23 protein-coding genes, 1 tRNA gene and 1 riboswitch are annotated in these 22,017 nt (G+C 62.5%); of the genes, 19 read left to right on the top strand and 5 right to left on the bottom strand.

Annotated elements, in window-relative coordinates; genetic code table 11:
• Positions 1-82: 82 nt before the first annotated feature.
• Positions 83-1,195: an enoyl-CoA hydratase/isomerase family protein gene (locus tag BBG20_RS00480; RefSeq protein WP_065899416.1), complete on the top strand. Its 1,113-nt coding sequence runs from the start codon at positions 83-85 to the stop codon at positions 1,193-1,195.
• 55 nt (positions 1,196-1,250) lie between these two features.
• On the opposite strand, the gene BBG20_RS31500 is transcribed toward BBG20_RS00480, so the two are convergent.
• Entirely contained in the window at positions 1,251-1,616 is a 366-nt protein-coding gene (locus BBG20_RS31500; protein WP_083221300.1) for a hypothetical protein, read from the bottom strand.
• Positions 1,617-1,932: 316 nt separating this feature from the next.
• On the opposite strand from BBG20_RS31500, the gene BBG20_RS00485 reads away from it, so the two are divergent.
• The 13 genes from BBG20_RS00485 to BBG20_RS00545 all read left to right on the top strand — a co-directional run bounded on the left by BBG20_RS00485 (position 1,933) and on the right by BBG20_RS00545 (position 15,214).
• The gene (locus tag BBG20_RS00485) at positions 1,933-3,555 is read left to right on the top strand and encodes a methyl-accepting chemotaxis protein (RefSeq protein WP_065899417.1); all 1,623 of its coding nucleotides are present in this window, start codon (positions 1,933-1,935) and stop codon (positions 3,553-3,555) included.
• Between the two features lie 167 nt (positions 3,556-3,722).
• Positions 3,723-3,824, top strand: a riboswitch (guanidine-I (ykkC/yxkD leader).
• Positions 3,825-3,883: 59 nt separating this feature from the next.
• Complete coding sequence (locus BBG20_RS00490; RefSeq protein ID WP_065899418.1) at positions 3,884-4,951, top strand: putative urea ABC transporter substrate-binding protein; 1,068 nt, start codon at positions 3,884-3,886, stop codon at positions 4,949-4,951.
• Between the two features lie 12 nt (positions 4,952-4,963).
• Positions 4,964-5,779 (top strand): ABC transporter permease, encoded by an 816-nt coding sequence (locus BBG20_RS00495; protein WP_065899419.1) that lies wholly within the window; start codon positions 4,964-4,966, stop codon positions 5,777-5,779.
• A complete protein-coding gene (locus BBG20_RS00500; protein WP_065899420.1) occupies positions 5,776-6,540 on the top strand; it encodes an ABC transporter ATP-binding protein in 765 nt (254 codons plus the stop codon). The genes BBG20_RS00495 and BBG20_RS00500 overlap by 4 nt, the downstream gene beginning before the upstream one ends.
• On the top strand, positions 6,537-7,262 hold the full coding sequence (locus tag BBG20_RS00505; RefSeq protein WP_065899421.1) for an urea amidolyase associated protein UAAP1: 726 nt from the start codon (positions 6,537-6,539) through the stop codon (positions 7,260-7,262). The genes BBG20_RS00500 and BBG20_RS00505 overlap by 4 nt, the downstream gene beginning before the upstream one ends.
• Positions 7,263-7,271: 9 nt before the next feature.
• Positions 7,272-7,901, top strand: coding sequence for an urea amidolyase associated protein UAAP2 (locus BBG20_RS00510; protein ID WP_065899422.1), 630 nt, complete (start codon positions 7,272-7,274; stop codon positions 7,899-7,901).
• Positions 7,902-8,140: 239 nt separating this feature from the next.
• Complete coding sequence (uca, locus tag BBG20_RS00515; protein WP_065899423.1) at positions 8,141-11,758, top strand: urea carboxylase; 3,618 nt, start codon at positions 8,141-8,143, stop codon at positions 11,756-11,758.
• A gap of 47 nt (positions 11,759-11,805) precedes the next feature.
• Positions 11,806-12,012 (top strand): cysteine-rich CWC family protein, encoded by a 207-nt coding sequence (locus BBG20_RS00520; RefSeq protein WP_065899424.1) that lies wholly within the window; start codon positions 11,806-11,808, stop codon positions 12,010-12,012.
• Positions 12,002-12,694 carry a 16S rRNA pseudouridine(516) synthase gene (locus tag BBG20_RS00525; RefSeq protein WP_065899425.1) on the top strand — a complete coding sequence of 231 codons (693 nt, stop codon included), beginning with the start codon at positions 12,002-12,004 and terminating at the stop codon, positions 12,692-12,694. The genes BBG20_RS00520 and BBG20_RS00525 overlap by 11 nt, the downstream gene beginning before the upstream one ends.
• A gap of 304 nt (positions 12,695-12,998) precedes the next feature.
• Positions 12,999-13,883, top strand: a complete 885-nt coding sequence (locus BBG20_RS00530) for an alpha/beta fold hydrolase (RefSeq protein WP_065899426.1) — start codon at positions 12,999-13,001, stop codon at positions 13,881-13,883.
• Positions 13,884-14,091: 208 nt separating this feature from the next.
• A tRNA-Gly gene (locus BBG20_RS00535) sits at positions 14,092-14,165 on the top strand.
• A gap of 198 nt (positions 14,166-14,363) precedes the next feature.
• Positions 14,364-14,888 carry a DUF3833 domain-containing protein gene (locus BBG20_RS00540; RefSeq protein WP_065899427.1) on the top strand — a complete coding sequence of 175 codons (525 nt, stop codon included), beginning with the start codon at positions 14,364-14,366 and terminating at the stop codon, positions 14,886-14,888.
• 20 nt (positions 14,889-14,908) lie between these two features.
• Positions 14,909-15,214 carry a DUF6482 family protein gene (locus BBG20_RS00545; RefSeq protein WP_065899428.1) on the top strand — a complete coding sequence of 102 codons (306 nt, stop codon included), beginning with the start codon at positions 14,909-14,911 and terminating at the stop codon, positions 15,212-15,214.
• Between the two features lie 96 nt (positions 15,215-15,310).
• On the opposite strand, the gene BBG20_RS00550 is transcribed toward BBG20_RS00545, so the two are convergent.
• Together BBG20_RS00550 and BBG20_RS00555 are read right to left on the bottom strand one after the other, a co-directional pair.
• Positions 15,311-16,507: an MFS transporter gene (locus tag BBG20_RS00550; RefSeq protein WP_065899429.1), complete on the bottom strand. Its 1,197-nt coding sequence runs from the start codon at positions 16,505-16,507 to the stop codon at positions 15,311-15,313.
• Entirely contained in the window at positions 16,504-17,667 is a 1,164-nt protein-coding gene (locus BBG20_RS00555; RefSeq protein WP_065899430.1) for an MFS transporter, read from the bottom strand. Before BBG20_RS00555 ends, BBG20_RS00550 begins: the two co-directional genes overlap by 4 nt.
• A gap of 95 nt (positions 17,668-17,762) precedes the next feature.
• On the opposite strand from BBG20_RS00555, the gene BBG20_RS00560 reads away from it, so the two are divergent.
• The 4 genes from BBG20_RS00560 (at position 17,763) to BBG20_RS00575 (ending at position 20,032) form a co-directional block, all read left to right on the top strand.
• Positions 17,763-18,656, top strand: a complete 894-nt coding sequence (locus BBG20_RS00560; RefSeq protein WP_065899431.1) for a LysR family transcriptional regulator — start codon at positions 17,763-17,765, stop codon at positions 18,654-18,656.
• A 168-nt stretch (positions 18,657-18,824) separates the two neighbouring features.
• Positions 18,825-19,007: a type II toxin-antitoxin system HicA family toxin gene (locus BBG20_RS00565; protein ID WP_065899432.1), complete on the top strand. Its 183-nt coding sequence runs from the start codon at positions 18,825-18,827 to the stop codon at positions 19,005-19,007.
• A 23-nt stretch (positions 19,008-19,030) separates the two neighbouring features.
• Positions 19,031-19,441, top strand: coding sequence for a type II toxin-antitoxin system HicB family antitoxin (locus BBG20_RS00570; protein WP_065899433.1), 411 nt, complete (start codon positions 19,031-19,033; stop codon positions 19,439-19,441).
• Between the two features lie 90 nt (positions 19,442-19,531).
• Positions 19,532-20,032, top strand: coding sequence for a methylated-DNA--[protein]-cysteine S-methyltransferase (locus tag BBG20_RS00575; RefSeq protein ID WP_065899434.1), 501 nt, complete (start codon positions 19,532-19,534; stop codon positions 20,030-20,032).
• Here the strand turns inward: BBG20_RS00575 and BBG20_RS00580 are convergent.
• Positions 19,991-20,815 carry a GNAT family N-acetyltransferase gene (locus BBG20_RS00580; RefSeq protein WP_065899435.1) on the bottom strand — a complete coding sequence of 275 codons (825 nt, stop codon included), beginning with the start codon at positions 20,813-20,815 and terminating at the stop codon, positions 19,991-19,993. The genes BBG20_RS00575 and BBG20_RS00580 overlap by 42 nt on opposite strands.
• Positions 20,816-20,994: 179 nt before the next feature.
• On the opposite strand from BBG20_RS00580, the gene BBG20_RS00585 reads away from it, so the two are divergent.
• Positions 20,995-21,420 (top strand): low affinity iron permease family protein, encoded by a 426-nt coding sequence (locus BBG20_RS00585; RefSeq protein ID WP_065899436.1) that lies wholly within the window; start codon positions 20,995-20,997, stop codon positions 21,418-21,420.
• A 53-nt stretch (positions 21,421-21,473) separates the two neighbouring features.
• On the opposite strand, the gene BBG20_RS00590 is transcribed toward BBG20_RS00585, so the two are convergent.
• Positions 21,474-22,001, bottom strand: a complete 528-nt coding sequence (locus tag BBG20_RS00590; RefSeq protein ID WP_016975135.1) for a DUF4142 domain-containing protein — start codon at positions 21,999-22,001, stop codon at positions 21,474-21,476.
• Positions 22,002-22,017: the final 16 nt, after the last annotated feature.

Consider the following 22,017-nt stretch of genomic DNA (forward strand, 5'->3'; position numbering starts at 1 on the left):
CTTGTCAATTGATCTGACACACCATCGGCACTTTCCCACGAAGCGATCATACTGAACCTTCACTTTCTCGATTGAGGTCACGATGAACCTGCACTTCGAAGAGCTGACCGGCAGCGACGGTGCCCGCATCGGCATCGCCAGCCTGGACGCTGAAAAGTCCCTCAACGCCCTCTCCCTGCCAATGATCCTGGCCCTGGCCGACCGCCTGGATGCCTGGGCCAAAGACCCGAACATCGTCTGCGTACTGCTGCGCGGCAACGGCCCCAAGGCTTTTTGCGCCGGTGGCGAGGTGCGCAGCCTGGCCCTGGCCTGCCGTGAACATCCAGGAGAAGTGCCGGCCCTGGCTGCGCAGTTCTTCGCGGCGGAATACCGCCTCGACTACCGCCTGCACACCTACCCCAAACCGGTGATCTGCTGGGGCCACGGCTACGTGCTGGGCGGCGGCATGGGCCTGCTGCAGAGCGCGGCGGTGCGCATCGTCACGCCGAGCAGCCGCCTGGCCATGCCCGAGATCAGCATCGGCCTCTACCCGGATGTGGGCGCCAGTTGGTTCCTGTCGCGCCTGCCGGGCAAACTTGGCCTGTTCCTGGGCCTCACCGGCGCGCACATCAATGGTCGTGATGCCCTCGACCTGGGCCTGGCCGACCGTTTCCTGCGCGACGATCAACAGGACGAACTGCTCGATGGCCTGCTGCAACTGAACTGGCAGGAACAAACCTCGATGCAACTCAACAGCCTGCTCAAGGCCCTGGCCCAGGAAGCCGTCGACCAGCAACCCGAAGCCCAATGGCTGCCGCGCCGGGCGCAGATCGATGCATTGCTGGATGTCGGCGACGTGCGCTGTGCCTGGCGCGCCTTGAGCCCGCTGCGCGAGCACGCCGACCCACTGTTCAGCCGCGCCGGCAAGACCTTGAGCGAAGGCTGCCCGCTGACCGCGCACCTGGTGTGGGAGCAGATCCAGCGTGCTCGCCATCTGTCGCTGGCCGAGGTGTTCCAGATGGAATACACCCTGAGCCTCAATTGCTGCCGTCATCCGGAGTTCAGCGAAGGGGTGCGCGCGCGGTTGATCGACAAGGACCAGACACCCCACTGGCATTGGCCGGATATCAACACGATCCCCGACGCCGTGGTGCAGGCGCATTTCAACAAGGCCTGGGAAGGCCGGCACCCGCTGGCGGATCTGTCGGATTACTGAGGGTTTACAGGCATAAAAAAACGGCGCTTCCTGCGCCGTTTGCGTATTTGATCGATCAACGGTGACCGCCACGGCCGCCGCCGTGATCACCTCCACGTCCATGCCCGCCATTACCGCCGTGATCACCCCAGCCCTGATTCGGGTAAGGCCGGTAGCCCGCCCTCGGGCCTGCCGGGTAGTAGCGAGGCGCCGGCGCGTAATAGCGCGGTGCGGAGTAATAACGCGGTGGAGGGGCGTAATAACGCGGTGCGGGGTAGTAGTCACGACGGTATTGGTACGTCGGGCCACCGCCGTAGTAATACACCGGCGCCGGTGCGGTGTAGACCTCGGAGCGGTAATAGCTCTGGCCTCCATCGTAGTAAGGCACACACGCAGAAAGCGTAAGACCGAGTAACGCACTGAGTAGCAATCGTCGATACATGGCGGCCTCCTGGACCGCGGAAGAGCTCCTCCAGCGACGCTGGAGGGCGGCATTCATCTTTCAACGAATGACGAAATATCTGACATCAAAAACAGAATCTGGTGCGTTCTGGTAACAACTTGATACATCAATGCCGGTGGCTTGAAGGGCCGTATGGCTGCATGGGGAGAGCGTGTTTAGTCTGCTCGAAGCTTTAACGATTCAGTAAATTTATCTGGCTCGAAACTTTGTCGATTGCGATGATGTCACTATGACATCGCACAACGCCAGGAAGGCTCTAGTGTGCGCCCTTCGCCAACATCTGCGGATTCGAGCCATGAAAATTTCCACCAAGCTGCTGCTGTCATTTCTACTGTGCGCGCTGGTCACCCTCGGGGTCGGCCTGCTGGGGATCAAAAGCGTCGTGCGATTGGCGAGTGCGCTGGAGCTGACGTTCTCCAATAATCTGGTGTCCGTCAGCAACACGGCCGCCACCCTCAATGGCCTGGTTGCGCATAACCGTGGTTTGTACCGCCTGCTGGATGCCAGCAAGGGCGACGTCGCCGCGCAGGACCGCAACCGCGTGCGCGACGACATCAGCAACGAACTCAAGCGCAGCCAGGCCGCCTACGCCACGTACCGCGCCACGCCGCTGGAAGATGACGAACGTGCAGCAGGCGACAAGCTCGACCAGCTCTGGCCGACCTATGTCAGCAATTCCGAACGCATCATCGCCATGCTCGATGGCGGCCAGGTCGAGCAGGCCCGCGCGCAGCTCAACAGCAGCAACAATGAACTGTTCCGCCAGGCCCGCGACCTGATCCGCGTGATGATCGACTCCAACAACCGCCAGATCCAGGAAGGCGCCGTCGCCGCCGATGAACTGCGCAGCAGTGCGTTGACCTGGATGATCGCCGGCATCGTGCTGGCCTTTATCATTGCGATCATCATTGGCGTGCTGATCACGCGGCTGATCACCCGTCCCATCGCCCAGGCGGTAGAAAGTGCGCAACGCATTGCCAAGGGCGACCTGACCCAAGCCATCCTCACCGAGCGCACCGACGAAGCCGGGCAACTGCTGATGGCACTCGCCGATATGCAGGGTGGCCTGAAAAGCACCCTGGTGGAAATCGCCAACGCCGCCGACCAGCTCGCCTCGGCTGCCGAGGAACTGAGCGCGGTCACCGACGAAAGCAGCCGCGGCCTGACGCGCCAGAACGACGAAATCCAGCAAGCCGCCACCGCCGTGAATCAGATGACGACGGCAGTCGACGAAGTGGCCAGCAACGCGGTGTCGACTTCAGAAGCCTCGCGCCAGGCCACCACCGAGGCTGAAGATGGCCGCCAGCAGGTCGAGCAGGCCGTGTCCGGGATGTCATCGATGGTCGACGAGATCAACGACTCCACCCAATCGGTGGCCGACCTCGCCGGCCAGGTGCGCGAGATTGGCAAGGTCATCGATGTGATCCGCGGCATCGCCGACCAGACCAACCTGCTGGCCCTGAATGCCGCCATCGAGGCCGCCCGCGCGGGTGAACAAGGTCGCGGTTTTGCGGTGGTCGCCGATGAGGTCCGCGCGCTGGCCCATCGCACCCAGACCTCGACCGTGGACATCGAAAAGATGATTGGCGAAGTGCAAGTCGGCGCCGATGACGCGGTGGCCGCGATGAACAAAAGCCTGACCTGGGCCAACAATACCCAGGCCCTGGCGCAGAACGCCGGCGACGCGCTGCAGCGGATTACCGCAAGTGTGGCGATGATCAACGAGCGCAACCTGGTGATCGCCTCGGCTTCCGAGGAGCAGGCCCAGGTGGCCCGCGAAGTCGACCGCAACCTGCTCAACATCCAGGACCTGTCGACCCAGACCGCCGCCGGCGCGCACCAGACCAACGCCTCCAGCCAGGACCTGTCACGGCTGGCCACTTCGTTCAACGTGCTGGTCAGCAAGTTCCAGCTGTAAGCGCCTCATTGCAGTGCGCCGACGCACCCGCGTGGCGCACGCTGCCTTTGCCTTTAACCTCCCTCCTCGCCGGGCCGCCTGCACAGCCGGGCCCCGGCGCACTTGGCACGAACCTCGCTTTGCATCTGCCGTGCAGGATTCATCACAGGTTCGCGGCACCACAATTTGCAATGGCCGACTAGGGTTCCGGCTCGCCACAAGCGAGTGGCTGGTCCGAGAGTTGGCGACCTCCAGTTGAGGTTACACGGCGGGATAAAAGCCCGGGAGACAAGCCACCGTTCGCGGTGCCGCGTTGCTCCTGCTCGCCCTTGATCAACTGGAGAAGCCCATGCCCTCAATCCGTTTACCCGCCCTCCTCGCCGCCGCGTTCGCCGCCGTTCTGAGCCTGCCGGCCCAGGCCGCCACCAAAGACCACTTCAGCGTCTGCTGGACGATCTACGCCGGCTGGATGCCCTGGGAGTATGCCGGCAGCCAAGGCATCCTCGACAAATGGGCAAAGAAGTACGGCATCAGCATCGACATGGTCCAGCTCAATGACTACGTCGAATCCATCAACCAGTACACCGCCGGCCAGTTCGATGGCTGCACCATGACCAACATGGACGCGTTGACCATCCCCGCCGCCGGTGGCGTGGACAGCACCGCGCTGGTGGTCAGCGATTTCTCCAACGGCAACGACGGGGTGATCATCAAGGGCACGGGCAAGACCGTGGCTGATCTCAAGGGCATGAACGTCAACCTGGTGGAACTCTCGGTGTCCCACTACCTGCTGGCCCGTGCGCTGGAATCGGCAGACCTGACTGAAAAAGACCTGAAGGTGGTCAACACCTCCGACGCCGATATCGCTGCCGCCTTCAACACCGATCAGGTGCAGGCCGTCACCACCTGGAACCCGATGCTCTCGGAGATCAAGGCCAAGCCCGGCGTAAGCGAAGTGTTCGACTCGAGCAAAGTGCCCGGCGAAATCATGGACATGATGGTGGTCAACACCCAGACCCTCAAGGACAACCCCAAGCTCGGCAAGGCGCTGACGGGCGCCTGGTTTGAAGTGGTCGCACTGATGAACGCCAAGGGCGCCGCCAGCACCGAGGCCCTGGAACATATGGCCAAGGCTTCCGGCACCGACCTCAAGGGTTTCCAGGCGCAACTGGACACCACCAAGCTGTTTGCCACGCCCAAGGAAGCCCTGGCGTTCGCCACCAGCGCGCAACTGCCGGCGACGATGCGCAAGGTCGCCGAGTTCTCGTTTGAACACGGTTTGCTCGGCGAAGGCGCCAAGGACACCAGCGCCGTGGGCATGAGCTTCGCCAACGGCGTGACCAGCGGCGACACCGCCAACCTCAAGCTGCATTTCGACCCCAGCTACGTACAGATGGCCGCCGACGGCAAGCTGTAAGAGGACCTGGCCATGCGCCTGATCAACCGTCATCCGGAACGCTCCAGCCGCCTGTTGTTGGTGATACTGCCGTTCGCCCTGCTGCTGTTCGCCTACTTCGTGGGCTCGGCCGAGCGCCTGGCGGAAAATCCCAACGACAAGCTGCTGCCCAGCGCCGCGCAAATGAGCGACGCGGTGAAACGCCTGGCGTTCAGCGCCGACGCGCGCACCGGGGAATACGTGCTCTGGCAAGACAGCGCGTCGAGCCTGCGCCGCCTGGCCATCGGCTTGGGAATAAGCGCCCTCGCCGGCCTGTGCCTGGGCATCGCCGCGGGCACGCTGCCGCTGTTTGGCGCACCGTTGTCGCCGCTGCTGACGGTGCTGTCGATGGTGCCGCCGCTGGCGATCCTGCCGATTCTGTTCATCGTGTTCGGGCTCGGGGAATTGTCCAAGGTGATGCTGATCGTGATCGGCATCGCCCCGGCCCTGGCCCGTGACCTGGAGCAGCGTGCGCGCGAGATTCCGGTCGAGCTGCTGGTCAAGGCGCAGACCCTCGGCGCCTCTACCTGGACCCTGATGCTGCGCGTGGTACTCCCGCAATTGCTGCCGCGCCTGCTGATCTCCCTGCGCTTGATGTTGGGCTCGGCCTGGCTGTTCCTGATTGCCGCCGAAGCCATCGCCTCCACCGATGGCCTGGGCTACCGCATCTTCCTGGTGCGCCGCTACCTGGCGATGGACGTGATCCTGCCGTACGTGGTGTGGATCACCTTGCTGGCCTGGCTGATGGACTGGGGCCTCAAGGCCCTGACCCGACGCGCGTTCCCCTGGTACGAAGGAGCGCGGGCATGAGCTTTATCAGCGTCAACAATGTGTGGCAGCGCTATGGCGACCAGGTGGTGCTCGAAGGCCTCAACCTGCACGTGGCCGAGGGCGAGTTCTGCACGCTGGTAGGCACCTCGGGGTGCGGTAAATCGACCTTCCTGCGCCTGCTGTTGGGCCAGGAAACCGCGAGCAAAGGCCAGATCCTGCTGGACGGCCAACCGCTCGCTGCCGAGCCGGATGCCAGCCGTGGCGTGGTGTTCCAGCGCTACTCGGTGTTCCCGCATCTGAGCGTGCTCGACAACGTCGCCCTGGGCCTGGAACTGCCGCGTTCAGCACTGCTCGGCCGGTTGTTCGGCAAGGCCAGGCAGCAGGCCCGCGAACAGGCGGGCGCACTGCTGCACAAGGTCGGCCTCGGCCATGCGCTGGACAAATACCCGGCGCAGCTCTCCGGTGGCATGCAACAACGCCTGGCCATCGCCCAGGCGCTGATCATGCAGCCGCGCGTATTGCTGCTGGATGAACCCTTCGGCGCCCTCGACCCGGGCATTCGCAAAGACATGCACCAACTGCTGCTGGAACTGTGGCGCGAAACCCGCCTGACTGTGTTCATGGTCACCCACGACCTGAGCGAAGGCTTCAGCCTCGGCACGCGCCTGCTGGTGTTCGACAAAGTGCGCGTCGATCCCCACGCCCCCGGCGCCTATGGCGCCCGTATCACCTACGACATCCCTTTGAACAGCGAGCGTCGCAAGGCGCTCGCCGCCGAACTTGGAGCTCTTTCCAAATGACTGATTCCAACCCGCTGTTCCCGCCGTTCGCCGAGGAAATGCTACCCGGTGGTGGTCACCGTTCGTTCGTGCTCAAGCGCGGTCAACTGCTGCGTCTCACGGATATTCGCGGCGGCGCCAACGTCAGCCTGACCCTGCTCAACGCCAACGAAAAAACCGAGCGCCTGAACCTGCCCGACAGCCTCAAATGCCAGCACACCGCCAAGCTCACCACCGGCCATTGCCTGTACTCGGACATGGGCCGCGTACTGGCGGCCATCACCGCCGACACCTGCGGCTGGAGTGACAGCATTGGCGGCGTGTTGTGCGCCGCCGAAGTCGCCGAGAAGTACGGCCAGGGCCGCTATCAGGAACTGCGCAACGGATTTTTCCGCAACGGCACCGACAACCTGCTGGTGGAGTTGGGCAAGTGGGGCCTGGGCCTGTCCGACCTGCTGATGACCCTCAACCTGTTCAGCCGCGTCAGCGTGGATGCCGACGGCGGCCTGCACTTCGTGCCGGGCAACTCCAAGGCCGGCGACTACATCGAACTCTACGCCCCGATGGACACCCTGGTGGTGCTCACCGCACTGCAACACCCGATGGACCCCAACCCTGACTACGCCCCACAACCACTGAAACTGAGCTGGATGAACGCCGACCCCAGCGTCGCCGAACACTGCCGCACTTCGCGCCCGGAAAACGCGCGCGGCTTTATCAACACCGACCGTCTGTTCGCCTGAGGAGCTGCCATGTCTATCGCACTGAAACAACCGGATGCAGCGGTATACCGCGCCACCATCCCCGCCGGCGAGCCGTGGCTGATGGAGGTCAAGGCCGGGCAGACCCTGCGCATCCTCGACCTTGAGGGCAACCAGGCCGTCGACACGCTGTTCTACAGCCTCAAGAACCCACGTGAGCGCTACGACGTGCAACGCACCTTGCGTCGCCAGAACAGCGTGTACCTGGGTACCGGCAGCGTGCTGTATTCCAACCTCGGCCAGCCGATGCTGACCATCGTCGAAGACACCTGCGGGCGCCACGACACCCTCGGCGGCGCCTGCGCCCAGGAGAGCAACACCGTGCGCTACGCCCTGGAAAAACGCTACATGCACAGCTGCCGCGATAACTACCTGCGCGCCTGCGCCCACGATGGCCGGCTGGGCAAAAGCGACATCGGGCCGAACATCAATTTCTTCATGAACGTGCCGGTAACCGCCGACGGCGGGCTGACCTTCGAAGACGGGATTTCCGCCCCTGGCAAGTACGTCGACCTGCGCGCGGAGATGGACGTGATCGTGTTGATTTCCAACTGCCCGCAATTGAACAACCCGTGCAACGCCTACAACCCCACCCCTGCGGAGCTGCTGGTATGGAATTGAAAATGAGCCGGTTGCGTCAATGGTTGTTTGCCCTGTGCCAGGCCCGCGCCGGGCAGTGCCTCCACAAACGCTGAAGATCAAATGTGGGAGCGGGCTTGCTCGCGAAGGCGGTGTATCAGCGATACATGCATTGACTGAAACACCGCATTCGCGAGCAAGCCCGCTCCCACACTGACCGCATGCATTTCGGACGACCGAAGTGCTCCCTCACTTTGCGGGACGGCCCGCAGGGTTTTGCCATGTTCGAAAAACTGTTGATCGCCAACCGTGGCGCCATCGCCTGCCGCATCCTGCGCACCTTGCGCGAACTGCAGGTCAAAGGCGTCGCCATCTATGCCGAAGCCGATGCGGCGAGCCTGCATATCCAACACGCCGACGAGGCCTACAGCCTCGGTGAAGGCGCCGCCGCCACGACCTACCTGGCGGTGGAAAAAATCCTCGCGACCGCCAAGGCCTGCGGTGCCAGGGCGATTCATCCGGGCTACGGGTTCCTGTCGGAAAACGCAGCGTTTGCCCAAGCCTGTGAACACGCAGGCATTGCCTTTGTCGGGCCGACGCCCGAACAGTTGCGCGTGTTCGGTCTCAAGCACACTGCCCGCGCCCTGGCCAGGCAACAGCACATTCCGCTGCTGGAAGGTACCGAGCTGCTCGACAGCCTCGACGCTGCGTTGCGGGCCGCCGACACCGTCGGCTACCCGGTGATGTTGAAAAGCACCGCCGGCGGCGGCGGGATTGGCATGCGCGTGTGCCGCAGCGCGGCGCAGTTGAGCGAGTCGTTCGAGGCGGTCAAGCGCCTGGGCCAGAACAACTTCAGCGACGCCGGTGTGTTTATCGAGAAGTACATCGAGCACGCGCGTCACCTTGAAGTGCAGGTGTTCGGCGACGGCGCAGGTGACGTGATCGCCCTCGGCGTGCGCGACTGTTCCGTGCAGCGGCGCAACCAGAAAGTCCTCGAGGAAACCCCGGCGCCGAATCTGCCCGAAGGCATGGCCGAGGCCTTGTGTGCAGCCGCCATCACCCTCGCCAAGGCAGTGAATTACCGCAGCGCCGGCACCGTGGAATTTATCTTTGATAGCGCCGACGGGCGCTTCTACTTCCTTGAAGTGAACACGCGCCTGCAAGTGGAACACGGCGTCACCGAGCAGGTGTGGGGCGTGGACCTGGTGCGCTGGATGGTGCAACTGGCGGCGGGTGAACTGCCGCCATTGAGTGAGTTGGACGTAAAACCTCGGGGCCATGCGATCCAGGCGCGGCTGTACGCCGAGGACCCCGGCCGCGACTTCCAGCCGAGCCCAGGGCTGTTGACCTGTGTGGACTTCCCCGCAGGCGATGGCCTGCGCATCGACACGTGGGTCGAGGCCGGGTGTGAGATCCCGCCGTACTTCGACCCGATGATCGCCAAGCTGATCGCCTGGGCCCCGACCCGCGAACAGGCGCGCCTGGACCTGCACCAGGCCTTGAGCGACAGCCAGCTGTATGGGGTGGAAACCAACCGCGACTACCTGCGCCAGATTCTGCTCGCCGCCCCCTTCGCCAGCGGCCGGCCCTGGACGCGTTGCCTGGAAGATCTGGTCTACGTCGCCAACACCTTCGAGGTGCTCAGCGCCGGCACGCAAACCAGCGTGCAGGACTATCCCGGCCGCCTCGGTTACTGGGCCGTGGGCGTGCCACCGTCAGGGCCGATGGACAGCCGCGCGCTGCGCAGGGGCAATCGCCTGCTGGGCAATGACGACGGCGCCGCCGCGCTGGAAATCACCATGAGCGGGCCGCTGCTGCGCTTCAACTGTGCGGCGGTGGTCGCGGTGACCGGCGCGGACATTCCATTGTTGTTGAATGAACAGCCGGTGCCGATGAACACCGCGCTGCTGATCGAGGCCGGCGCGGTGTTGAGCCTTGGCACCATCGCCGGCGCCGGCGCGCGCAGCTACCTGTGCCTGCGCGGCGGGCTGCAACTACCGGACTACCTGGGCAGTAAAAGTACCTTCACCCTCGGCCAGTTCGGCGGCCATGGTGGACGGGCGTTGCGCGCCGGGGATGTGTTGCACCTGGCGCCGCTGCTGGACGCGAGTGCCGGCCAGCAGTGCCTCGCCGAACCGCTGCCGCAGGTGCGCACGCTGCGAGTGATTTACGGCCCCCACGGCGCGCCGGAATATTTCCTGCCGGAGTACATCGACACCTTCTTTGCCACGCCGTGGGAAGTGCATTTCAACTCCAGCCGTACCGGCGTGCGGTTGATCGGGCCCAAGCCATCGTGGGCACGCACGGACGGCGGGGAGGCGGGGCTGCATCCGTCGAATATCCACGACAATCCCTATGCCATTGGCGCGGTGGATTTCACCGGCGACATGCCGGTGATCCTCGGCCCGGATGGCCCGAGCCTCGGCGGTTTCGTCTGCCCGGTGACAGTGATCGAGGCGGACCTGTGGCAACTGGGGCAGCTCAAGGCAGGCGACAAGGTCCGCTTCGAGCCGGTCGACCTCAAGACCGCCCGTGAACTGGCCATGAACGAGAACCGCGTCTGCAGGAGCAAGCTTGCCAGCGATGCCGACAACTCGGTGCTTCAGGCTGACCAAGGCGCCGCCATCGCCGGCACGCCGGGCGCCTACACGTCGCCGGTGGTGCTGGATATCGGCGAGGGCGACACCCGCCTGGTCGCCCGCCTCGCAGGCGACACCCATCTGCTGCTGGAAATCGGCGCCGCCGAGTTGGACCTGGTCCTGCGTTTTCGCGGCCACGCCCTGATGCAAGCCTTCGAAGCCCGTGCGCTGCACGGCGTCATCGACCTGACGCCGGGCATCCGCTCCCTGCAGATCCACTACCAGCCCGAACAACTGCCCCTGGCGGATCTGCTGGCACTGATCGCCAGCGAGTGGAGCGCCGTGTGCGCCCGGCAAAACCTGCAGGTGCCGTCGCGCATCGTGCACTTGCCGTTGTCCTGGGACGACCCGGCGTGCCAGCTGGCCATCGAAAAATACATGACCACCGTGCGCAAGGACGCACCCTGGTGCCCGAGCAACCTTGAGTTCATCCGCCGTATCAACGACCTGGCCAACCTCGATGAAGTGCGCCACACCGTGTTCGAGGCGAGCTACCTGGTCATGGGCCTGGGCGATGTCTACCTCGGCGCGCCAGTGGCCACGCCGCTCGACCCGCGCCACCGGCTGGTGACCACCAAGTACAACCCGGCGCGCACCTGGACCGCCGAGAACTCGGTGGGCATCGGCGGCGCCTACTTGTGCGTGTACGGCATGGAAGGCCCCGGCGGTTATCAGTTTGTCGGGCGCACGCTGCAGATGTGGAACCGCTATCGAGAGGTGGCGGCGTTCGATGGCAAGCCATGGCTGCTAAGGTTTTTCGACCAGATTCGCTTCTACCCGGTGAGCGCGCAGGAACTGCTGCAGATTCGGCGGGACTTTCCCCTGGGGCGCTTTGAGCTGAGCATCGAAGACAGCACGTTGAACCTGGCGGATTACCAGGCATTTCTCGCGCGGGAAGCCTCCACGATCGACGCCTTTCGTGAGCACCAGCAGCACGCTTTCAACGCCGAGCGCGAACGCTGGATCGCCAGCGGCCAGGCGCATTTCGACAGTGAAGAGTCAGCGCCGCCGCTGGCGCAGGACACACCGTTGCAAGCCAATGAGTACAGCATCGACAGCCATATCGCCGGCAATCTCTGGCAAGTCCAGGTGAGCTCGGGTGAGCGCGTGGCGGCCGGCGATGTGCTGGTGGTCCTGGAGTCGATGAAAATGGAGATCCCGGTGCTGGCGCCGTTTGCCGGGGTGGTGCGCAAGATTCCAGTACAGCCGGGCAGCAGCATCGGTGCCGGACAGCGGGTCGTCGTGCTGGAACGCGACTGAACGGCGCTGTATCGTGCAGGGACTTCCGAGGCCCTGCCCGACCGACCATGACCACGCCAACCCTTTGCCCTGCCTGCGGTGCCCGCAACGACTGCACCCTGGCCGACCCACGTACCGCCGATCAGCCTTGCTGGTGCTATAGCGTCACCATCGACCCGGCGATACTTGAAGCGCTGCCCGATGAACTGCGCAACAAGGCCTGCCTGTGCCCGCGGTGCGCGCAGGTCGATGAACAGATTCGCCATGCGCGTTGACCGTTTCCTCAGCAATCTGCCGCGTTTCAATCGCCAGCAAGTGCGGGTGTTGCTGGTCGAGCGGCGTGTCAGCGTTGATGGTGTCGCCGTCAGCGATCCTCACCATGAAGTACGCGAATTCAGCCGCGTGTGCGTGGACGCTGAAGTGTTGCAGGCGGGCCGCGCAGCGCGTTACTTCATGCTGCACAAACCCCAGGGGTGCGTGAGCGCTACCGCTGACCCGCAACACCGCACGGTCCTGGACCTGTTGGATGAGCCGGACAAAGACGAGCTGCACATCGCCGGTCGTCTGGATTTCAACACCACGGGCCTGATGCTGATCACCAACGATGGCCAGTGGTCACGGCGCCTGACGCAACCGCAGACCAAGCTGCCCAAGGTCTATCTCGTGCAGACCGAGCAGGACATCGGCCCGCACTACGCGGCTACCTTTACGGCGGGCGTGTATTTNGCGTTTGAAAACCTGACCACGCAACCCGCCGATCTGCAGTTGCTGGGGCCCAGGACCGCACGCCTGAGCATCATCGAAGGCCGCTATCACCAGGTGAAGCGCATGTTCGGGCATTTCAACAACAAAGTGACGGGCTTGCACCGGGAGCGGATGGGCCCGTTGGTGTTGGACCTGAGCCTGGCGCCGGGCGAGTATCGGGCGCTGTCCGAGGAAGAAATTCGGCAGGTCTGACGACCGTTCAGCCGGTGATGGCAAAAAACCTGTCTGCCGGCTTGCGAGCTGGCCACTCGACTGCTTGAATCAAACCGTCAGCCAAATTATGACTGGCGAGTCGCCTATAACCTCCAAGAAACACCTTGCCCCGCCCGCGCTTGATCTACGGGCCTCCCAGGCAAACAGCCCGCCATAACAACACCCGTCGGCCAACCGTCATCGGATCGACATGGGCCCTCATTTTCCAGGCGTATGCCTACCTGTCACAAAGCTCGTGCAGAGTGATCTGCGCGCCCTACCCGCTTGCCAGGAGTCTTACGACATGAGGCCAGAAATCGCTGTGCTGGATATACAGGGTCAGTATCGGGTTTACACGGAGTTCTATCGCGCGGACGCTGCTGAAAAGACCATCATCCTGGTCAACGGCTCCATGGCCACAACGGCATCCTTCGCCCAAACCGTGAAAAGCCTGTACCCGCAATTCAACGTGGTTTTGTACGACCAGCCCTACGCCGGTCGCTCCAAGATCCATAATCGCCATGAGCACATGCTGACCAAAGAAGTCGAAGGCCAGATCCTGCTGGAACTGATCGACCACTTCGCGGCCGAGCACGTGCTGTCCTTTTCCTGGGGCGGCGCCGCGACCCTGGTCGCCCTCGCCCACCGCCCGCGCCGTGTGGAAAAGGCCGTGATCAGCTCGTTCTCCCCGGTGATCAACGCGCCGATGCGCGACTATCTAGAGCGTGGTGTCGACTACCTCGGCAACCTCGATCGCCACAGCGTCGGCCACCTGGTCAACAGCACCATCGGCAAACACTTGCCGTCCCTGTTCAAGCGTTTCAACTACAAGCATGTGAGCAGCCTGGCCGAGCACGAGTACGGGCAGATGCATTTTCACATCAGCCAGGTGCTGCACAGTGACCGCCTGTGCTACCTCAAGGCCGCACGGCAGATCGACGTACCGGTGCTGTTCTTGAACGGCGAGTGGGACGAATACACCAGCGCCGACGACGCCAGGCAGTTCGGGCAGTACGTGACGAACAGCAGCTTCTGCACCATCCAGGCGACCGGGCACTTCCTGGACATGGAGCACAAGGCGGCGTGCCGGGACAGTCGTGCGGCGGTGGTGGGTTTTCTCAAACCCGAGCGGCAGGTCAACCGATTGCGCTATCACCAAGGCCAGACCCAGCATGCCTTCGCCATCTGAAACACGCTCGCCAGCGTGCCTAGGCACTGGCTTGCCCGCGATAGCCTGACCTCCAAGGTCCATCTATCGCGGGCAAACCCAGCCCTTACGCACGCTCGCGCCCCACCGAGATCAGTTTGCTGCCTCGCCTGGCGCACGCAACCCACACATTTTTCGAAGAAAAACTTCAAATCCCGGCGCACATCTGGTACAAAGTCAGCCGCTCTGAGCGGGTATAGTTTAATGGTAGAACAGTAGCTTCCCAAGCTTCCGACGAGGGTTCGATTCCCTCTACCCGCTCCACTCAGATTTTGCGCCCACGTCAGGATGGTTCTGACGGGGGAGGCCTAAAAAAACCGGTCCTTGGTGGCCGGTTTTTTTATGGGTGGGATTTGTGCTACTCGTCAGTCGCCTCGCACAAACATGTACAAATCAATATTTTTGTACAAGTATCAATCCTGAGCGATGGCACTACGCCGCGCACCTTCATGGAGCCGGACAATGACGCGTCTATGGATTTCATTGTTGCTGGTGTTGAGTTTGAGCAGTTGCGGCAACGTGGGGGTCGATCACTATGCCCGCCAGCAACCGCAGCTGGACCTGGAGCGTTTCTTCAGCAAGCCCGTGAAAGCCTGGGGCATCTTCCAGAAGCGTTCGGGTGAAGTCGCCAAGCGCTTTGAGGTGAATATCGCCAGCCGGCGCGAGGGCGATGCGTTGATTCTCGACGAGCGGTTTCTCTACAGCGACGGCACGCGTCAGCAACGAATCTGGACGCTGACCCCGGACGGCCCGGGACGCTGGCGCGGTCGAGCAGGAGACGTGGTCGGCGAAGCTATCGGCGAGGTGGCGGGCAACGCACTGCGTTGGCGCTACCGTCTCAACCTACCGGTGGATGGCTCCGTCTACGAAGTCAGCTTTGACGACTGGATGTACCTGATGGACGAGGACACCCTGATCAACCGCTCGAGCATGTCCAAGTTTGGTGTCGAGTGGGGTCAGGTCACTTTGTTCTTTCGTCGCCAATGACCCTGAAGCGAGGCTCAATCATGAATCTGCAACAGCTGGCCGAACTGGCTGGGAAAGGCGAAATACGTGAGCTGGAATTGTTGTCGCTGGAAGGCGGTTTCTATATCGCTCGCGTGAGACTGGATGACGTCGAAATGACGTTACTGGACGATAGCGGCAAGCCGATGCGCATCGGCTCCACCACGCATTTGCGCGATGTGTTGCAAAGGGTTCCACCGTTTCCGTGTGTACTGGTGCAGCACTGCGTTCATGACGAGATGTGCGGTACGCGCGAAGGGCCGATCGGGGCGTTGCGCATTCCGTTTTCGCTGGCGGCGACACTTTGAATCCTGGCTTCATCCGTTCATGAAGCGCGAACGCTACAACCCAGGAGGCCCAGGTCATGACGTAGGACGGAACTGAGTTTCACCTGCGAAAAGCGATCATCGTTGGTTCCTGTCCACTCCCCGCTGCACTACCCACGCCAGCGGCAACGTCACACACAAGACTCCCGCCAGCACCATCACCGCCGCCGGTACACCCAGCGCGTCCCCCACGCCGCCAAACACCACCGGTGCCAGCGCCCCGCCGCCGATCGTGCCGGTGTAGAACAGCGCAAACGCCTGCTCGCGCTTGCCCGCGCCGGCCAGGTCCGGCACCGCGCCGTAGAGCACCGAAGACGTGCCATTGAGCGCCAACCCCAGCAGCGGCAACATCACCATCAACCCGGTCAGCGGCAGGTATACGGCGGCAACGATCAGCAGCGCAGTGCTGGTTTCGGTGATCCATACGGTCTTCATCATGCCAATGCGTGCACCGAGGTAACCGCACAGCAATTTGCCGAAGGCGCCACCGATAAACAGCATCGTCAGCGCCAGGCCGATGCCGGCGGTACCGGCGCCCTTGGCTTGCAGCAGGAACGGTAGAAACGTGAGAAAGCCCATGCGCACGGCACTGTCGAGCGTACCGGTGAGGATCAATGCGCGCAGGCCAGTGACGGAGCCGACGCCCTTGAGCGGCCTGGCTTTTTTGCTGACGGTGGATTCGCAGGCTTGAGTAGGAATAAGCCACCACAACAGCCCCGCCGCCGCCAGGCCGATCAGCCCCAGCAGTGTGGCGCTCGCTCGCCAACTGATGACGGTAAGCAGCAGGCCGATCAGCCCTGGGATGAGGGTTTTGCCGATGTCGCCGGAGAAATTGTACTGGGACAGCGCCTGCTTGACCCCGCCCCCGTCCTCATAGGCGTCGGTGATCATCGAGGATGCCAGCGGATGCTGAGTGCTGGCGCCCAAGCCGCCCAGCAACAGCGCCACCAGCAACAGCGTCAATCCCGTCGCCTGCCCCACCAACAGGTAGGCACACCCTGCCAACGCCGTACCCCCCACCAGCAGCGGTACGCGGCCCCAACGTTTGGCGGCGCGGCTGGCCAGCAATTGGAACACCGCCATCATCCCGGAATAGGCCCCGCGTAAAAGGCCGATCTGCGCGTAGGACAAGGCGAACTGAGCCTGCCAGATAGGCAGCAGCACGTAGATGGCGTCGGTGAGTCCATCGTGGATGGCGTGAGCGCTGCAACCGGCGAACAGCACGCGACGACGAGTGGATATTTCAGACGCAGGCACAGCGACGGTGTCGTTCATGAGGTAGGAATCAGCTCGGGTCTAGGCGGCTTCCAGCCGGTCAGGGCGATCAGCAACGTCAGTAATTGGAAACCGATGATCAGCGTCACGCAGCCCGCCCAGCCCCAGCGTTCCCAGATCAAGGCCGGCACGATGGCGCCGCAACTGCCGCCGAGGTAGTAACAGGTGAGATACAGCCCCACAGCGCGCGCCTTGTTGCCATCGGCGGTGGCGCTGATATAGGCATTCGCGGCGGCCTGTGCGAGGAACACGCCGGTGGAACTGAGCGCCAGGCCCACCACGATGCACCACAGCGACGACGTCAGGGTCAGCGCCGAGCCACTGACGCCGAGCACCGCAGCGACCGTCAGCAGCTCGGTGTGCGGACGGGCTTTGCTGAGACGCCCGGCGATGGGGATCACGATCAACGCCAACAGGAACACCATATACAGCGTGCCCAACGCTGCAGGCCCGAGATTGAAAGGCGGTAAGCCAAGGTGCAAACCTGCGTAGGTAAACGCCGCGACTTGCGAGAACAACACGCAGAAACCTACGGCGTAAGCGGCGAGCAAAGGCAGGCGAAACACCCCCGATGAAGAGGCTTTGACGGGGACCGTCCTCGCGCGGTTGGGTGGTAGTAGAAACTGGATAAACCCGCCGACCATCAAACTCAGGGCCGCGAGCAATTCAAAGGCTTCGCGCCAGCCCACGTACTCGGTCATCACCCCGGTGACAAAGCGCCCGGCGAACCCGCCCAACACGGTGCCCGCGACATACAGGCTGGTGACTTCAGTCACTGTGCCGCCACTCCAGCGGTCGCCGATATAAGCCACGCTGGTGGCGAACACCACCGGAATCAACATGCCCTCGACAAAGCGCCACACCAACACTTCGGCGAAACTGTCGGCATAGGCTGTCATCAACGCCGGCACCGCCAGCAACAGCGCAGCCACGGCGATCACGCTGCGCTGCTCGAAACGCCCGGTCAGGCGGCTGACGAAAGGGGCCGTGATCGCCACCGCCAGGGTGGTCACGGTGATGCTCCACCCTGCCGCCTTGGCGCTGATATGAAACTGCGCGGCAAAGGTTTGCAGAATGCTCTGGGTCGCATAGAGGTTGAGAAACGCCGCGCAGCCACACAGGAACAGGGCAAGGCGGGCACAATGCAGGCGCGGTTTCATGAAACCTCTCGTTTTATTTTGTAACGCCTTTATAGAATGAGCGGCATGATCGTGACCAATACCGATTTCCGACCGATCAATACCCAAGGATCAGGATGCTCGACCTACGCAAGCTGCGTTACTTTCTGACGGTCGCCGAAGAATTGCACTTCGGCCGCGCCGCCTTGCGCCTGCACTTGGCGCAGCCACCGTTGACCCGGCAGATCTCGGCGCTGGAAACCGAGTTGGGGTTCAAGCTGTTTGATCGCACCAGCCGAACGGTGACCCTCACTGCCCAGGGCCGCGCGTTTTTGCCCTACGCCCGGGGCGTACTCGAACAGGTGGAACTCGCGCAGGTGATCGCCACCAAACTCGCGGCGGGCACTGCCGGGCAGCTGACATTGGGTTACGTCAGCTCGATTGCCCTCTCGGATTTGTTCAGCCAGACCATCCAGGCCTTTGCCCAGCGCTTTGCCGATGTGCAATTGACGCTGGTGGAATGCGCTTCCGGCAGCCTCGGAGCGCAGGTGGCGGACGGGCGGCTGGATATCGGCCTGAGCCGGTTGTTGCCGCAAAACGAGCAGGTGCAGGCGCTGTCGCTGGGTCAGGAGCCGTTGGTGGCCGCAGTGTCCAGCGACAGCCCGCTGGCCCAGCAAGCGCACATCAGCCTGGCCCAACTGAGCACCTACCCCCTGATCCTGTTTCCCGCCGACTACGGTTCGGGACTGAACCAGTCCATCGAGCAACTTTACCGCCACCACGGCGTGCCGCTGCGTGCCGGGCCGACCGGGCGACAGATCACCTCGATCATCGCGCTGGTCGCGGCCGGGCAAGGGGTCGCGCTGGTGCCGGCGTGTACCCGCAGCTTGATGAACAAGGGCGTCACCTATCGACCCTTGGTGGAAGCGGATGCGTGCGCACAATTGCTGGTGCTGACCCCCACACACAGACACAGTGTGTTGGTCGACGCGTTCCTCGCCGTGATCGCAGAGGTCATGCCGTCTCGCTGACGCATTCGCAAAACCCCGCAATACCTCTTCCAAACGCCCTTCCTGCGCGGTCATACACTCCAGATACCGCCTACCGAAATACCGGTCGCCGACCGCTGGTAGGTATAGTGTTGATAATTTATTTTCCGTGGTTATAGTCACCACCAACACACACCACAAGGAGGTGCTGTGGATAGCCGATATTTGATGGGGCACATCGTTGCCGATGGCTGGTATCTGGTCCGCATCAGGGGCAGTCATCATCACTTCAGGCACCCGACCAAACCGGGACTGGTAACGATCCCTCATCCAAAGAAGGACCTGCTGGACAAGACCGCCAAGAGCATTCTCAAACAAGCTCTGCTGAGTTAAGCCGTCCCTGGAGGACAACGAACATGCTGTATCCCATCGCAATTTCAACCGGCGACCAAGACCATGCCTGGGGCGTGGAAGTCCCGGATATTCCTGGCTGCTTCTCGGCAGGCGACGACCTCGATGACGCCATGGCCATGGCGCGTGAAGCCATTGAAGGACACTTCGAGATCCTTGCCGAAGACGGTGCACCGATCCCCAGCGCGCAGAAAGTCACCGTGCATGCAGCCAACCCACAGTACGCCGGCTGCACCTGGGCGGTGGTGGACATTGACGTCACCAAGTACCTGGGCAAGGCGCAAAAGCTCAATATCACCTTGCCGGGCTATTTGCTCAACCGCATCGATGAATACGTGCTGCATCACCCCGAGGAAAAAAGCCGCTCGGGTTTCCTCGCGTCGGCGGCGCTCAAAGTGCTGCAGCAAGAGCACTGACCGGCCTGAATTCAACCGCAAGAAACGAAGTTTTCAGTGGCGCGGGCTGCGCTAGATTGAACCCATACCCGCCCACCCAGGAGCTCGATCATGGCTTACGAATACACCCTCATGCCCTCCCCTGTCGGCGTCCTCACCCTGGTGGCGCGCGACGGCAAACTCAGTGCCATTCTGTGGGAGTGCGAGCGCGCCAACCGTGTGCGCCTGGGCGCCTTGCACGAAGCCAATGACAGCCCGGTGCTGTTGGAAACCAAGCGTCAACTGGCGGAATATTTCGCCGGTACGCGCCATCAATTCGAGTTGGAGCTGGACTTTGCCGGCACTGAATTTCAGAGGCAGGTCTGGCAGGCACTGCTGACCATCCCCTTCGGCGAAACCCGCAGCTACAGCCAGATCGCCCAACAGATCGGCAACCCAAAGGCCGTGCGTGCCGTGGGGGCGGCCAATGGTCGTAACCCCATCTCGATCATCGCACCGTGCCATCGCGTCATTGGCGCGTCAGGCGGGCTGACCGGCTTTGCCGGGGGGCTTGAGGCCAAGCAGTATCTGTTACGACTCGAGGATCGCGGGCAAGTCAAAATGGCCTTCTGATGACGGCGCGGCGAGGGGTCCACGAACAAACGACTGGTAGTCGAATAAGCGCGTGAAGCGCAACGTTCGATACAGCGGTAGGCCCTGCGTCGATGCTTCAAGAAAACACCGTTCGGCACCCAGGCTCGTAGCGTGACGCAAGGCCGCTTGAATCAATTGGGTGGCGTAGCCTCGTCCGCGAGAGTCCATGAGCGTGCCGACATCATTCAGCCGCGCTTCCCCGTCACACATCGACAACGTTAACGAAGACCTCACCTGCCCTTCGCTGGACAAGGTGAAGTGGTAAAGCGCCTCACCCGCCTCAAGCGCCCGTTCGTGCCGGGCTTGATAGCGCGCGAGGCCTTCGGGCAGCATCGAAAACGCATTGCCGAGCGGAGCTGCCCAGTCATCCAAGTGCTGCGTCAGGCTGATCTGCACGGCGCTGTCGCTCGTCGGCGGAACAAGGTGCGACTGTTCGAGCACCATCGCGGTGGTAACTTCAGCCGCCTGGAAGCCCAGCTCCGTGAGTACGTCACGCAACCCCTCGACCTTTTCCTCATGGATCACCACGCGTATATCCAGCGTTGTACCGCGAATCACGTCCAGCATCGCGGCCACCGCGTCGCCCATGGGGCCACTCCCGACCCGGATGAATAACAGGTTAAAGGGGTCCAACGCTTCGTCGGTCAGATAAGCGTTGATACAGGCGTTGTGGCGGCGATGCAGCGAGCATGTCGCGGCAAAATAGTGGTCCTCGGTTCGGTGGTAGAGCATGGGCAGGTCACAGGCGACATCAGCGTGCATGAGCAATATCCGGATAAAAATCCAGTCTCGCGCCCATCACGGCAGGGGCGGCGTAGGCCCCCTCCTAAACACTTGTAAAAAAAGCGCATACCTCCGGTCACGCCCAGCAATTGTAAAAAGAAATTTCAGAGCATCCCTGCGGTCAGTATTTTCATCACCCACCCTTGAGGAAAACGGTCATGAAATTCTCCGCAGTCTCCCAATCTCTGTCCCGCTGGGCAGGCAGTGCCCGGACGTTTTACGCGGCCGTCGCGTTGATTTTCCTGTGGAGCCTGAGCGGACCCTACTTCCACTACAACGACACCTGGCAACTGATCATCAACACCTCGACCACCATCATCACCTTCCTGATGGTGTTTCTGATCCAGAACACGCAAAACCGCGACAACGACATCCTGCATATCAAGATCGACGAACTGCTGCGTGTGTCCAAGGATGCGCAGAACGCGGTGCTGAGCCTGGACGGGCTGGACCGCAAGGAGCTGGAAAAACTGCGCAAGGAATACCGCAGCATCGGCGCCACCGGCAGCGTCACGCTCAATAGCAGTTGCGGCGAAGCCGTCGACGATGCGGTGCCAAATAAAACCGATTTGAACCAGGCATAAAAAAACGGCGGTTGGATGTGCTCCAACCGCCGTTTTTGCTACTGGCGAGAGTTTCAGCCGTCGCCTTGATGACCTTTACCGTAGGTCGATGCCAGGGCACGGGCTTTTTGCAGGCGCTCTTCCAACTTGGGCAGAGTCTCATCCACCAATGCCTTGATTTCCGGCACATCCGACGCTGCGCCTTCCTGTTTGAACAGGGCGATGGCGTCTTCGTTTTCCTTGACCTGCTGGGCGGTGTAGGCGGCGTCGAACGAGTCGCCGTCCTTGAGTTCAGGCATCAAGGTCTCGGCCTTGTCGACGATCTTCTCGCGCGGCGCCACCGGCAGGTCGAGCTTCTTGGCAATGGCGGCCAGATGCTGGTTGGCCAGGGTGCGCTCGTTGATCACCTCGATGGTGTAGTCCTTGATTTCCTGGGACGAGGTCTTGGCGTGGGCCATGCGACTGGTTTCGATATCGGCCATACCTTTGGCCGAAGCCTGCTCGATGAATTCGGCAGGCGACTGGGCGAAAGCATTGCTGGCGCCGAGGCCCAGCAGCATCGCGAAACTGGCGGTGCGTAACCGGATAGCCATGCGGCTCATGATGGGTTCCTCCAGG

The organism is Pseudomonas aylmerensis (assembly GCF_001702265.1).
Lineage (GTDB): Bacteria > Pseudomonadota > Gammaproteobacteria > Pseudomonadales > Pseudomonadaceae > Aquipseudomonas > Aquipseudomonas aylmerensis.

Excerpts from the sequence above, each read along its gene's own strand:
- BBG20_RS00500 (WP_065899420.1), top strand. The coding sequence starts at position 5,776 with ATGAGCTTTATCAGCGTCAACAATGTGTGGCAGCGCTATGGCGACCAG.
- BBG20_RS00485 (WP_065899417.1), top strand. The coding sequence starts at position 1,933 with ATGAAAATTTCCACCAAGCTGCTGCTGTCATTTCTACTGTGCGCGCTG.
- BBG20_RS00585 (WP_065899436.1), top strand. The coding sequence starts at position 20,995 with ATGAAATTCTCCGCAGTCTCCCAATCTCTGTCCCGCTGGGCAGGCAGT.
- BBG20_RS00530 (WP_065899426.1), top strand. The coding sequence starts at position 12,999 with ATGAGGCCAGAAATCGCTGTGCTGGATATACAGGGTCAGTATCGGGTT.
- BBG20_RS00545 (WP_065899428.1), top strand. The coding sequence starts at position 14,909 with ATGAATCTGCAACAGCTGGCCGAACTGGCTGGGAAAGGCGAAATACGT.
- BBG20_RS00580 (WP_065899435.1), bottom strand. The coding sequence starts at position 20,815 with ATGCACGCTGATGTCGCCTGTGACCTGCCCATGCTCTACCACCGAACC.
- BBG20_RS00510 (WP_065899422.1), top strand. The coding sequence starts at position 7,272 with ATGTCTATCGCACTGAAACAACCGGATGCAGCGGTATACCGCGCCACC.
- BBG20_RS00540 (WP_065899427.1), top strand. The coding sequence starts at position 14,364 with ATGACGCGTCTATGGATTTCATTGTTGCTGGTGTTGAGTTTGAGCAGT.
- BBG20_RS00550 (WP_065899429.1), bottom strand. The coding sequence starts at position 16,507 with ATGAACGACACCGTCGCTGTGCCTGCGTCTGAAATATCCACTCGTCGT.
- BBG20_RS00590 (WP_016975135.1), bottom strand. The coding sequence starts at position 22,001 with ATGAGCCGCATGGCTATCCGGTTACGCACCGCCAGTTTCGCGATGCTG.
- BBG20_RS00495 (WP_065899419.1), top strand. The coding sequence starts at position 4,964 with ATGCGCCTGATCAACCGTCATCCGGAACGCTCCAGCCGCCTGTTGTTG.
- BBG20_RS00555 (WP_065899430.1), bottom strand. The coding sequence starts at position 17,667 with ATGAAACCGCGCCTGCATTGTGCCCGCCTTGCCCTGTTCCTGTGTGGC.
- BBG20_RS00560 (WP_065899431.1), top strand. The coding sequence starts at position 17,763 with ATGCTCGACCTACGCAAGCTGCGTTACTTTCTGACGGTCGCCGAAGAA.
- BBG20_RS00490 (WP_065899418.1), top strand. The coding sequence starts at position 3,884 with ATGCCCTCAATCCGTTTACCCGCCCTCCTCGCCGCCGCGTTCGCCGCC.
- BBG20_RS00520 (WP_065899424.1), top strand. The coding sequence starts at position 11,806 with ATGACCACGCCAACCCTTTGCCCTGCCTGCGGTGCCCGCAACGACTGC.
- uca (WP_065899423.1), top strand. The coding sequence starts at position 8,141 with ATGTTCGAAAAACTGTTGATCGCCAACCGTGGCGCCATCGCCTGCCGC.
- BBG20_RS31500 (WP_083221300.1), bottom strand. The coding sequence starts at position 1,616 with ATGTATCGACGATTGCTACTCAGTGCGTTACTCGGTCTTACGCTTTCT.
- BBG20_RS00480 (WP_065899416.1), top strand. The coding sequence starts at position 83 with ATGAACCTGCACTTCGAAGAGCTGACCGGCAGCGACGGTGCCCGCATC.
- BBG20_RS00575 (WP_065899434.1), top strand. The coding sequence starts at position 19,532 with ATGGCTTACGAATACACCCTCATGCCCTCCCCTGTCGGCGTCCTCACC.
- BBG20_RS00505 (WP_065899421.1), top strand. The coding sequence starts at position 6,537 with ATGACTGATTCCAACCCGCTGTTCCCGCCGTTCGCCGAGGAAATGCTA.
- BBG20_RS00570 (WP_065899433.1), top strand. The coding sequence starts at position 19,031 with ATGCTGTATCCCATCGCAATTTCAACCGGCGACCAAGACCATGCCTGG.